The sequence below is a fragment of the Negadavirga shengliensis genome, assembly GCF_042652345.1.
GTDB lineage: Bacteria > Bacteroidota > Bacteroidia > Cytophagales > Cyclobacteriaceae > Negadavirga > Negadavirga shengliensis.
In genome coordinates this window covers 118,749-130,469 of sequence record NZ_JBHSJJ010000002.1, presented here as the reverse complement: position 1 = coordinate 130,469, position 11,721 = coordinate 118,749, and the positions used below count along the sequence as shown (strand labels likewise).

At 44.6% G+C, this 11,721-nt stretch carries 11 protein-coding genes; 6 read left to right on the top strand and 5 right to left on the bottom strand.

Annotated features, from left to right (window positions below):
• The first annotated feature begins 8 nt into the window (after positions 1-8).
• The 5 genes from ACFPFU_RS03610 (at position 9) to ACFPFU_RS03590 (ending at position 6,258) form a co-directional block, all read left to right on the top strand.
• Positions 9-947: an amidohydrolase family protein gene (locus ACFPFU_RS03610; RefSeq protein WP_377061603.1), complete on the top strand. Its 939-nt coding sequence runs from the start codon at positions 9-11 to the stop codon at positions 945-947.
• Positions 931-1,767 (top strand): amidohydrolase family protein, encoded by an 837-nt coding sequence (locus ACFPFU_RS03605; protein ID WP_377061601.1) that lies wholly within the window; start codon positions 931-933, stop codon positions 1,765-1,767. Before ACFPFU_RS03610 ends, ACFPFU_RS03605 begins: the two co-directional genes overlap by 17 nt.
• 69 nt (positions 1,768-1,836) lie before the next feature.
• On the top strand, positions 1,837-4,095 hold the full coding sequence (locus ACFPFU_RS03600; RefSeq protein WP_377061599.1) for an alpha/beta hydrolase: 2,259 nt from the start codon (positions 1,837-1,839) through the stop codon (positions 4,093-4,095).
• Positions 4,096-4,184: 89 nt separating this feature from the next.
• The gene (locus tag ACFPFU_RS03595) at positions 4,185-5,222 is read left to right on the top strand and encodes a carbon-nitrogen hydrolase family protein (protein WP_377061597.1); all 1,038 of its coding nucleotides are present in this window, start codon (positions 4,185-4,187) and stop codon (positions 5,220-5,222) included.
• 106 nt (positions 5,223-5,328) lie between these two features.
• The gene (locus tag ACFPFU_RS03590; RefSeq protein ID WP_377061595.1) at positions 5,329-6,258 is read left to right on the top strand and encodes an RraA family protein; all 930 of its coding nucleotides are present in this window, start codon (positions 5,329-5,331) and stop codon (positions 6,256-6,258) included.
• A gap of 197 nt (positions 6,259-6,455) precedes the next feature.
• Here ACFPFU_RS03590 and ACFPFU_RS03585 read toward each other — a convergent pair whose 3' ends face one another.
• The 3 genes from ACFPFU_RS03585 to ACFPFU_RS03575 form a co-directional block, all read right to left on the bottom strand.
• Positions 6,456-6,845 (bottom strand): ester cyclase, encoded by a 390-nt coding sequence (locus tag ACFPFU_RS03585; RefSeq protein ID WP_377062229.1) that lies wholly within the window; start codon positions 6,843-6,845, stop codon positions 6,456-6,458.
• Between the two features lie 247 nt (positions 6,846-7,092).
• Positions 7,093-7,347 (bottom strand): hypothetical protein, encoded by a 255-nt coding sequence (locus tag ACFPFU_RS03580; RefSeq protein ID WP_377061593.1) that lies wholly within the window; start codon positions 7,345-7,347, stop codon positions 7,093-7,095.
• Between the two features lie 402 nt (positions 7,348-7,749).
• Entirely contained in the window at positions 7,750-8,466 is a 717-nt protein-coding gene (locus ACFPFU_RS03575) for a helix-turn-helix domain-containing protein (RefSeq protein WP_377061591.1), read from the bottom strand.
• Positions 8,467-9,024: 558 nt separating this feature from the next.
• On the opposite strand from ACFPFU_RS03575, the gene ACFPFU_RS03570 reads away from it, so the two are divergent.
• On the top strand, positions 9,025-9,537 hold the full coding sequence (locus ACFPFU_RS03570; protein ID WP_377061589.1) for a DUF421 domain-containing protein: 513 nt from the start codon (positions 9,025-9,027) through the stop codon (positions 9,535-9,537).
• Positions 9,538-9,608: 71 nt separating this feature from the next.
• Here ACFPFU_RS03570 and ACFPFU_RS03565 read toward each other — a convergent pair whose 3' ends face one another.
• Positions 9,609-10,577 carry an NAD(P)-dependent alcohol dehydrogenase gene (locus ACFPFU_RS03565; protein ID WP_377061587.1) on the bottom strand — a complete coding sequence of 323 codons (969 nt, stop codon included), beginning with the start codon at positions 10,575-10,577 and terminating at the stop codon, positions 9,609-9,611.
• Positions 10,574-11,197, bottom strand: a complete 624-nt coding sequence (locus tag ACFPFU_RS03560; RefSeq protein ID WP_377061585.1) for an NADPH-dependent F420 reductase — start codon at positions 11,195-11,197, stop codon at positions 10,574-10,576. Before ACFPFU_RS03560 ends, ACFPFU_RS03565 begins: the two co-directional genes overlap by 4 nt.
• Positions 11,198-11,721 lie beyond the last annotated feature (524 nt).

Below are 11,721 nucleotides of genomic sequence, written 5' to 3'. Positions count from 1 at the left end.
TTAAGCGAATGTCAAAAAAGATCAACCGGAGAAGATTTTTTAAAGATACCTCTCTCTCAGCGGCAGGTATCATGTTAGGCGGCAAGATCACGGACGATTCCCAGAGTTGGGAACCGGAAATTTCTTCCTTTGATATCATGAAGGAGGTGATGAAATACCCGAAGTTTGATGCGCATTGTCATCCCCAAGCGGATTTAGATAAACAAATGGAACTTGCCGACCAGCTGGGTATCGGTAAGATGCAGATTTCGAAGCCCGTGACCAATTTTTCAGGTACCGATCCTGAAGGGCCTGACCAAGTCAGAAAGAACAACGATACGGTATTCAATGCCATGAAGCGGTACCCTGATCGGGTGATTGGTTTTTTTACCCTGAATCCCCTTTACAGGAAAGAATCCCTTGAAGAATTAAATCGCTGCGTTGATCTGGGAATGGCCGGTTATAAGGGTTACACCCAAGTCAAAATCAATGACCCTTTATATTACCCGATTATTGAAAAACTTACTGACCTTAATATGGTGGTTTTTATGCATGGATTCTGCCAATTGGGTATGGCAGGATACCGGATGAAATATGATATCGGCATATTACCCAATACTACCCTACCGGAGGACATGGTGGATGCTGCCAAAAGATACCCCCAAACAACATTCCATTTTGCCCATATAGGCGGGGGCGGTGACTGGGAATATATATGCAAATCCTTTAGAGATTATCCGAATATTTATGTGGATACCAGTGGGAGCAATAATGAGGAAAATATGATTGACTTTGCCATTAGGGAACTTGGTGAGGACAGGATTTTTTTTGGAACGGACAGTTGTTATGAGGCGAATGTGGGGAAGATTTTGGCATCCAGTGCAACGGAAGCACAAAAGAAGAAAATCTTTTTTGAAAATTATAACCGTGTATTAAGCAAAGGAGGCCGACATGTTGGTGGATATTAATGCTTATGTCGGTCACTGGCCATTTAAGCAGTTGAAGCACAATACCTGTAGACTGCTTCTCGAAAGGATGAACAGGTTTGGAGTAGATGTATCGGTTATCAGTAATTTAAATGGGATTTTTTATAAGAATACACAGTCCGCCAATGAAGAATTGTATGAGGAGATCAAGTCGGTCAGTGAGTTTAAAGAGCGTTTTATACCTTTTGCAATCATTAACCCCATTTACGCAGGGTGGAGACAGGATTTTGAAATTTGCATCACCAAAATGGGGATGAAGGGACTTCGCTTATTTCCACAGTACCACGATTATGAAATAAACCACCCTTCGTTTGTTGAACTGGTAAAACGCGCGAGGGACTGGGGTCTGCCGGTTGCATTGGATATCCGGATGGTGGACAGCAGGCAGCGGTCCTGGATGGACATTCCGGTCTTTGAAGGAAATGCAGCTGTAAAGTTTGATATCATCACCAGGGAATGGGCAGTCAGAAATATTATGCCCATTATAAAGGAAGTGCCCGACGCAAGATACTTAATACTCAATATCGCCAATAGTATTCAATTGGATCCGGAAGATATGGATGTGATCAAGAGAGCCGATGTCTTATTTGATACCTCGGGTAGACAGATCAGGGGGGAAGATAATTTATATGAGTTGTTAAAAAGGTTTGGAAATAACCGGTTTGCATTTGGAAGCCATTCACCTATACTGGATTATCTCACAGGAAGGCTGCGTATTGAATCCTTGAGCGAAGCGGAAGCAGATGAACCCACCAAGGAAATGCTGCGGTCTGGCAATGCGAAAAGAATTTTAAATTTATGATTTAGCAATCCGGGAGCGCAGAGTCATTCCAGGCACCAAAAAGCAATGCAAGCATAAAACCAAAAAAATATGGGGAAATATCAACTTTATATGCTGTTTTTTTGTGTGTGTTTTACAGCCCAGACGCTCTTTGCGCAGGAGAAGGTTTTGCCCATAAACACCCACCTTGATCTGGTCCCTGAGGAAGAAAACCTTGATGTTTTCCAGCAGTGGATAAGGTGGAACAACCCCGGCAGTCTGCTGATCCATCACCTGACAAAGCAGGCAAGAGACCTTTATGAGAAAAGGGACAGGGAGATAGCTGAGCTGAGGACCAAAAGCGATTGGATGAACAGGCAGCGTACGGTGAGGGATAAACTGGACGAGTTGGCAGGTACTTTTCCCGAAAAGACCCTCCTGAAGCCGCAGATCACAGGAACCATCAAGAGACAGGGCTACAGGATCGATAAAATTGTTTTTGAAGCCTTTCCAGGGTATTATGTGACTGGCTGCCTGTATGTTCCCGAAGGGCTGCAGGGAAAGGCTCCCGCTATTTTAAATGTAATCGGCCATAACCAGGAAGCATTCAGGAACCCCTTATACCAGGTAATTAACCATAATCTGGCCATGAAGGGAATGATTGTATTGGCAATCGATCCTCCGGGACAGGGGGAACACCTTCAATATTTTGACCCGGATATTAATTTTTCTGCGATTGGGTATACCGTGATGGAGCATAACTATTTTGGAAACCAGTGTGCCATATCTGGAGTCTCAGCAGCCAAATACTTTATTTGGGAAGGGATACGTGCCATTGATTACCTGGTATCCCGAAACGACGTGGATCCGGACAGGATAGGGGTGACCGGATTTTCGGGAGGAGGAACGGTAACTTCCTACATTGCTGCATTTGACGACAGGGTAAAGGTATCCGTGCCATGCAGTTGGTCCACCACAAACAGGCGGCAATTGGAAACAAAAGGCATCCAGGATGCAGAGGCATCTTTTATCGGTGGACTCGCCGAAGGAATTACCCTGGAGGATTTTCTGGAAGTAAGGGCACCAAAGCCCACTTTACTGACCTTTACCTCACGGGACGAATACCTCACCCTCCAGGGGGCCAGGGAAGCCTATTCAGAGGCAAAATCGGCTTATAAGGCCTTTGGACTGGAAGATAATATAGAAATGGCTGAAGATGATTCCAAGCACTGGATGACAGCCAAAATAAGATTGGCCATATACGCTTTCTTTATGAAACATTTCAACATACCAGGTGACCCCGCCGAGATGGAAGGTGAGGTATTTTCGGAAGAAGAGCTAAGGGTAACGCCGACAGGCCAGGTTTTTACCTCTTATGGGGGGGACATGATTTTTGATGTAAACCGGAAAGAGACGGAGAAACTGGTGGAGCAACTTGAAAAATCCCGGAAAAATATGGATCACCACCTGGGTCAGGTGAAAGTCAGGGCAAAGGAACTGTCGGGATTTATTGCTCCAGCCCCGGGAGCAGTGGAGGCGTTTATCAATGGAAAGTACAGGAGAGAAGGTTATTCCGTGGGCAAGTATGCCATAATGGGAGAGGGGGATTATGCCATTCCTGTTTTATTGTTTGTCCCTGAGGGAAACCCCAAAAAACATCCGGCGATTGTATACCTTCATCCAAAAGGAAAGGTGACAGAGGCAAAACCGGGAGGGGAGATAGAGAGACTGGTGAAAAAAGGTTATGTGGTGGCCGCAGCAGATGTTCTGGGCGTGGGGGAAACGGAAAATACGGTTGCCAATAGGCAAGGGACGGCAGATGCCGGAAATACTGCGGCATTAATTGGAAGGAGTGTGGTGGGGATACAGGCAGGAGACATACTGAGGGTGGTGACCTATCTGAAAGCACTGCCCGATGTGAATTCCGAAAAAATCGGGGCAATCGGGATCGATGAAATGGGTATTCCACTCATTCATGCGGCCGCATTTGACCCTTCCATCAAGGGTATATTACTATCGGGTCTACCTCTATCCTACAGGGCGGTTGCCATGAACAGGATTTATAAACTGGGAATGATTCCGACCGGCTACAAAGGTCCGGGGCTGCCTTATAAAATGGATTTCAGTGCGACAATCGCGGGGGTATTAACCGCCTATGACTTACCGGATCTGTTAGGATGCATTTCCCCCAGAAAAGTTGCATTGTTGAATGTAAAAGACCATGTTCTTGAATCCGCTTCAGAAAGCTTTATTGAACAGGAAATGGATTTTCCGACGTCGGTATATTCAAAAAGCGAAGTGCCAGACAACCTGAAGATATTGCCTTTAGCAGAAATCCCGGGAGAAATGGTGGACTGGTGTTTCCAGTGAAAGCTATAATCCTTTGATTTATAGATCAATCTATTCATAAAATTCAAAATTATATCCTAAATTATGTCAGACCTTTAAACCCTTAGATTATGAAAACCCATGAAATTTCCCGTCGGGATTTTATTCAAAAAACAGCCCTGACCACAGGTATGGCTTCATTTATCCCTTCTTCATTGTCTGCCAATCCACCGGAATTTGGAACAAATGAGGTCAAACCTCCCCGCGAGGTTTGGATAGCCGGTGTATCACAGATGGGAATCAAAGCCGAAACGCCTGAATTGATGGTAGGCAAGGTTGAGGAGGTGCTGAAACAGGCAGTAAAATACCAGCCTGATTTTGTCTGCTTGCCCGAATTTTTCCCGTTCGCAAATGTTGAGCAAAATCTCACATTCGCAGAAAAAGCCGCTGTTTCAGAGAAGGTGTTGAAAAAGTTTTCTGAGTTCTCAAAAACATTGAATTGTTATACCATTTGTCCTGTTTTTACCTCTTCTGAAGGGAGAATATACAATACCGCCGTGGTATTTGACAGAAAGGGGAACCGGATAGGCGACTATAAAAAAATTCATGAAACAACCGGATATATACAGGACGGAATAGTTTGCGGCGCATTGCAGCAGCCGGTCATTCCAACTGAATTTGGCCCGATTGGCATCCAGATTTGCTATGATATCAACTGGGAAGACGGATGGAAAATGCTTAGGGATCAGGGAGCAAAAATCATTTTTTGGCCTTCAGCATTTGATGGCGGTAAACAGTTGAACATGAAAGCATTGCAGAACAAGTGTATTGTGGCTTCCAGTACCAACAAAAACAACTCAAAAGTCTGCGATATCGATGGCGAAACCGTTGCGACCACGGGAATTTGGAATCCCAATTTTTATTGCGGAAAGGTGAATATGGAAAAGGTTTTTCTGCCCACCTTTATGTATTTAAAGGAATGCGGCGATATTGAGAAGAAATACGGCAGAAAAGTGAAAATCACGATTTTCCATGAAGAGGAGTGGACAATTATTGAATCCCTCTCTCCTGAAATATACATTAAAGACATTGTGAAGGAATTCAACTTGCAGCCCCATTCGGAAGGGTTGAGAGAGGCCGAAATCGTGCAACAGCAATCAAGGGCATAAGAGGTTCAAATCCATGGATTCCGCTTAATAAATAATCACTGAAACATACCCAATTCATTCAATATTCGATTTTCCCAAAACATAAAAGCGACTGCTAACCCAAAATATGAACAAAAACATTTTTATTTTCCTGGCACTTCTATCGAATATTTATTTTGCCAAGGCCCAACAGATTGGATCTTCACCGGAATATGTAAAGCACCTGACATTCAATTGGAAAGGGGAGCGTTTTCCTGATGGCCGTCCGATGGTACCGGATCAGTACCTGCAGAGTTTAGAAAATGCTACCTTGGAGCAAATTTGGGGTTTTTTGAACCGCAGGGGGTTTAGAAATCAGGTCGAAAATGACTGGATAGTACTCAAGCCAGGTGAGACAATGGTGGGTCGCGCGGTTACTGCACAGTTTATGCCATACCGGCCGGATCTTGACAGTTTAATCAGGGAACAGGGTAAGGTGGAGGGCCGTCCTCAAAAAGGAGGGATCAACACCTGGCCAATAGATATTTTGACCGAGGGTGATATTTATGTTGCTGATGGTATCGGGAAGGTAAAAGACGGGACATTAATCGGCTCCAGCTTAGGGAATGCCATATTCGGAAAAACAGGTAAAGGGGTTGTTTTTTACGGCTCTATCCGGGATATGCAGGAACTTAAGGAAACCGAGGGATTCAATGCATGGGTTAAAGGACATCACCCCTCAGCCATCAAAGACCTTGTGCCCACCAGCATCAATGCCCCTATCAGGATAGGTGAAGTGACCGTTTTTCCGGGGGACGTGGTTTTTGCGAATGAGTATGGTGTGGTCTTTATTCCAGCCTATCTGGTGGAAGAACTGGTAGCCAGTTCTGAATGGACTGGTCTTCGGGATGAATTCGAAAGGGTTCTCCTTCAACAGGGAAGATATCCTTCAGGGGAAGTCCATGGAAGCTGGTCCGATGCCATTAAAAATGAATTTCGCCAATGGATGGACCAATATCCAAAAAAACTGAATATTACCAGGGAAGAAATAGAAGCATATCTTGAAAGGTCCCATTGATATCGATATTGAATAGTGAATTGTTTGATGGTGTTTTAAACAAAAAAATGTGGCGGGTGAAACCCGGGACCAAAGTTATTATTTGGATCCTGGTATAAGGGAAAAAAAGCCCTTCACGGGTTCAAAACCCGTGAAGGGCTTCATTCTATCATCTTGTTCCGTTGACAGAAGAAAATTTGTTCAATAAGCAAGTAAGATTAGGATAACTGACTTACAAACCGGTCATGTCGCCAGTCGACCTGAATGTCCTTTATCTTATCTTCGTCAGTAAACCGGAATATAAAAATGTGCTCGGACCTGAAGCGTTTTCCCTTGGAAGGCAATCCCGCAAAGTCTTTCTCCTGGGTACCAAAGATATCCACTTTGCAGGTTACCGCGTCATCTTTATCAGCGTATTGCTGGTCAATGACGGTATTGCCTAAATCCGGGAAGGCATCCATCAGCGCAGCCCATACACCTTTGCCCACTTCATGTATCTTTCCTGCATAATCCCTGCCAAGCGGTACGAATGCGACATTTCCCTGAGGGGCACATAGCTCCATCATGCGGTCAAGCTCCATGTCTTGATAGGCAGAGAAAAACTCCAGGCAAACGCCTTTTCTGACGGCTTCCTCCTGGCTTTCCTGTTTTTATTTTGAGATAGTTTTCATACGATTAATTTTGTTTTTTTGATATCTGTGTTTCTTTATTTGTTTTTCAACCTTCTAACAACCAGCCCAGGTAAACGATTTTCCATTGGCCCTTATGTTTTTCCAAAATCCTTGTTTCCCGGCTCAATCCAGGCATGTCCATGGTGGGGTCGCCGGTATCTTCTCCATATTGGTCAAAGGTCAGTCAAGCCACATCCCGGTAAATCCGCAAGTTGATGTTTTCTCTCCTGACGGCAGTGGCCGTTGGATTCTCTTCCGGGCTGTTTTCCATATGGCTTTTGGTCCTTTTACTTCTTTCTTCCCAGCCTTCTACCACCGTCACGCCACCTGTTTCCCACCATCCCATGGTCCTGATAAAATCCTCATGAACCCAATAGGTGACATAATCTTCAAAATCCTTTTTCCAGAATGCCGAAGATTCATTTGCGATCACTTGCATGATCTCGTGTTTTTCCCGCTCATAGTTGATCTGATCCAGGAATTTGGATCCGTCAGAACTTGCCTGGTTTGGCTGACATCCTGACAATGAAAAGCAAGGCTTACCCCAAACAGGAGATAAGGAATGTAGATGATGCTTTTTAATGTTACTTCTTTCATGTGTTTGTAATTGATTTTTAGCGGTCACCCCGATAGTCGGGGCAGGCTATGGAATCTCGCATGATGATAGTCATCCCTACGTGTGACACTTTTGTCATGCTTGATTTCATAATCCAGTTGAAAATTGTACTTGATAAAATTGATTCAAGATTCCAAAGAAGGTTGTCAATTATCTTTTCCTGAAATCCGATGATCAAAATTATCCAATGGGCAACCCATTTACTTGTAAAAATGCGTACGGGATTTATTTGTCCATAAAGCGGATCAGTTCCCGGTGTTTTTGGTAGTACTCCGACGGGTTCATTTGGTTGAAAGCTTTATAATCTTTTACCAAATGAGACTGGTCATGAAAGCCGTTTTCAAATACAATATCCTGCCAGTCCACCTCCTGATTATGGACTACCCTGTTGGACAGATAGCCAAATCTTTTGATCCTGGCGTACAACTTTGGTGAAATCCCTACTTTCTCCCGGAATTTTTTTTCAAGGTATCTTCGGCTGAATTTGAACCGGGACAAGACTTCATCAATGGTCAACATCCCGTTTTTATGATCTATAAAATCTATGGCTTCATCTATGAGGGAAAGATTTCTCTTTGCGGCTTCGGAATGAGTTAACAGAAAGTCTTCCAAAATTTTGATTCTCGCCTCTGTGGACGTAGCGCTTTTGATTTCCTGATGGATTTTGTTGCCGGCCTCTCCCAACAAACCATCCAGCGCAAGCCGTTTGTTGACCATAGATACCATATTCAGACCGAAAAAATTATAGAGAGAGGAAGCTTTGAGCGCCATACCTATCATTCCGATTTGGCCGCTCAGCTCCAAATGATAATTTCCGGTAAACTGGCCGGAGGCAAAAGCCAAGGAAACCTGCTCTTTTTGATCCTCCTGCATAAAAGCCCAATACGGATCGGCATAGTTGAAAACCAGGCATGTAAAATGACCAGCGCCGGAATAGTGCAAGTTGCCTGTTTCCGAGTATAGTCGGGAAGAAAGGAGTCGCCAATCGTGGCACTTTTCTGTCCAGATAAAATTTCCGTTCGGTAGACTTTCGTATGGCTAATGTTTCCTTCCGCACAGGTTTTATATATAAGGTCTTTGACAACGCAAATCGGACAGGATACATAAAAAGTAGAAGACGGAACAACGGGAAGCGGTCAAAGTACTTTTTGCGAGGCCAGTTTCAAATAAACCTATGAAATTCCTGTTGAATGGGGTGGTGAAATGACGGAAAAATTTATCTCCAAATTGGCCTTTCAATGGACAACGGCTCCTGGAGCTTATGCGCTAGGTGACAATCAGTTTCCGCGGCAATGTCCTTGATGAACAAGGAACTGATTGATGGAGAGTTTGACAAAAAAAAGATCCCGCTGCTTACGGGCGTTAGTTGGCGACATGTGGCTTGACACGTACCTGCTTTTTATTAACTTTGATTGGTTGCAGGCTGTAGCGCGGTGTTCATCCCCTTCTGGATAGGATAGCCAGCGCGAATTGTTGTGCCGTTTCAATTAAAAGAAAAGGATGGAAAATATTTGGTTTGACAGCTGGGACAGTATCATCAGGACAGGTTGCTTAACCACATTGGGATATTGTGCTATGGTATTGCTGTTAAGGGTCTCCGGTAAAAGGACGCTATCGAAAATGAATGCTTTTGATTTTATTGTTACGATCGCGTTGGGGTCTTGTTTGGCCAGCATTGCGCTTAATAAAAACATTTCCCTTGCCGATGGTGTAACCGCTATCACTTTATTTATCGGATTGCAGCTTTTGCTGACTTGGCTTTCCGTGAGAATAAAGACCATCAAGAAGTTAATAACCAGCAGCCCGTCGCTGATCTTTTACAATGGCAATTTTCTTCATCATGTTATGAAAAAAGAAAGGATAACTGTTGAGGAAATTTACAGTGCAGGCCGGCAAAAAGGCATATCGAGACTGGATGACATCGATATGGTAATTCTAGAAACAACCGGCGAAATAACAATTATTGAAAAGAAAACAACCGGTCAGAAGTCGACGGTAGAAGATGTAAAATAAAATAATAATGCAGCGGCTGTGGCATGGAATATATCTCAGGAATATCTCGGGCCGGTAGGTGAAACCTTTCTTCATTCCATTGTGATCACCACGTTCCCCGTCTTTTGGCCGGTTTCCACGTACTTGTGTGCTTCCACGATTTCCTCCAGGAAATAGGTCCTGTCTATGACCGGTTTGAACTGTTTGTTTTCTACCAGGTCCTTTAAGAAAACGACATCCTCCTTGCTGATGGTGGGGAGAGGGAAAAGCACTTTTTTACCCCCAAGTAGCGGGGTGAAAAGGGCCAAAAAGGGATTTTGGGACATTCGGCCCAGTTCTGTGGACATATAGATCCCTTTTTTCTTTAACAAAGGTTTGCATTTACCAAACGAGCTCTTGCCCACGGCATCGAAAACCACGTCAAATTTTTTACCGGTTTTGGTAAAGTCCTGCCGGGTATAGTCGATCGCCTCATCTGCGCCCAGGGACCGTACCAGTTCCAGGTTTTTGGTATTGCAGACGGCGGTGACTTCCGCACCATAGTATTTGCAAAGCTGTACCGCCGCGGAGCCGATGGCCCCGGTTGCCCCATATATCAGCATTTGTATTCCTTTGTACTTGTTTAGTTTAATGGCCCGGATATAGGACAGGGCATAATGCGCCCCCTCTGTGATGGGCGCGGCTTCTTCGTAAGACAGGTTTTTGGGCATGGTGGTGATGGCGTCTTTTTCAGCCAACACCATGTACTCCGCATGGGCACCAAACTTCGCATCGTCATAGCCGAAAACCTTATCTCCCGGATTGAAAGTTGCCACGGCTTTGCCTGTAGCTTCAACTTTCCCAGCGAATTCATTCCCCAATACCTGGTTGTTGGGCCTGAACAAGCCACTCCAAAACCGTGATACAAAATAGTTGGCGCTCCTGAACCCGCAATCGGTGCGGTTCACGGTGGAGGCATGTACCCTGATAAGCACCTCGTTATCCTTTGGAACGGGCTTTTCGATTTCCTTTACCTGAACTACTTCGGGTGGACCGTACTTTTGGTAAACGGCTGCCTTCAAGTTTTCAACAGTTTAAAGGCATGGTTCCACCGGTTTTCTCTGAACCCGGGAATACACCAGAGTACGCACAGATTTTCGAGGCATGCCCCCGCCTCAGTGCCGCCCATGTCTTCCACTTCCCAGCCGAATGCTTCCAGTATTCCGGCCACCTGGGATTTGGCAGAGACCTCGTTTCCGCAGATAAACATGGTGGGTTTGATACCGCCAAAGTCCGGTTTGTACATCAAAGAACTTCCCACACTGTTGAAGGCTTTTACAAAGTGCGCATTGGGATATGCCTTTTGCAGCAGCCCGATCAGTGACTCACCGTCCTTGGTGAAAAATTTCAGGACCCCATTTTCAGGTGGTTGTTCTGAAATGGGATTGGTGGTGTCGATGATCACCTTGCCATCAACCGGATGCCCGTGCAGGATCTCAATGGCGACACTGCCCTTTACGCACAAAACCAACAAGTCCGCAAATTTTATGGTTGCCGCCACGCTTCCCTTCTCCACTCCTGCCAGCCCTTCAAGCTTGGACGCCTCCCGGGTGCCCACCATCACCTGATAACAGCTTTCCTTAAATCCATTGGCAAGGGCCTGTCCCACATTCCCACTGCCGATAATTCCGATTTTTTTCATGGCGTTATATTTTATGAAAAGTAGCTAAAAATCCTCTTCTAATATAATCGTTTTGCTTTTCTAAATGGTTAAATACAGTCTCTTTTTTGTGACGAAGGTTTTGGATGCAGTGAATTGTTGTTCCTGTATTTATAGACGGAGTTACATCCCAAAAAGATACCGGTTTTTCACGTTGCAGGAAAGCTTGGGAGTTGATCAGGAATAGTGATTGACTTTTTCCAGGTAGAAATGGAGATTAAGACGCTCTCGGACAGTTATTGTGGGGATCGTCAGGAGATTACCTGGGGGATGGGGTATTATAGATGGACTCCGGCTTTTATAGGGATATAGTATAGCGTATTCTTGCTTGTAACCTGCTTCAAACTTGCTTTAGACTTGGCTTTAACTTGCTTTTAATGAATTTCCCGTTTATACATGGAGATTAATCCATAAACCACCCGACAGCCCGTTCTACATCCTCGAAAGCATGGATTTCCGATGTTTTACTAAAAAAATGAACCACCCCAGGAAATGATACATGTGAT